Raw genomic sequence first — 634 nt, forward strand, 5'->3', positions numbered from 1 at the left:
AATCGCATTCACCACGGAAGTATTTGCGTGTTGCCACGTCTGGTTTGTGAACCATTTGTGGGAAGTACTCGCTGCGGAACATCGCTTTTTGTAGCTGTTTCACGTTCAGCTCTTTGTACATGTCATGCATTTCCTGACATAGCTGACGGATGGTGTAGCCACGGTAGCGTTCTTTATTCGCTTCGTAGACGCTTGGAAGTACGATACTTAGAGGCGCATCATCACGGATGAATTTTTCGAATCGGTTAATTTGAGCCACAAGGTGACGGATCTTACCCATATCTTCCGCAGGAGTGAGTAGGAACAAGATAGAGTTCAAGTCACACTTCTCAGGGATGATGCCGTTTTCACGAAGGAAGTTCGCCAATAGCGTTGCAGGAATACCGAAATCTGCGTAGCTGCCGTCTTCTGCAATACCCGCAGTAGTTAGCAACAATTTACATGGGTCAACGAAGTATTGACCTTCACCGTAACCTTCAAATTTGTGCCAGCTTGCGTTTGGCTCAAACATGAAGAATTTCTTGTTCGTTGCGATCACGTCAGTGTCGTAGCTGCCCCAAGGGTGACCTTCGACTTCGTCTGGAATGAACGGACGAATCAATTCACAACTCTTAAGGATTTCTTTACGCGCTTC

The 634-nt window shown here is 46.5% G+C and carries 1 pseudogene; it reads right to left on the reverse strand.

From position 1 onward, the window contains the following. A pseudogene (locus tag R7R78_RS27250) lies at window positions 1-634 on the reverse strand (ornithine decarboxylase); the annotation flags it as partial.

The sequence above is a fragment of the Vibrio sp. 2134-1 genome, from assembly GCF_033339495.1.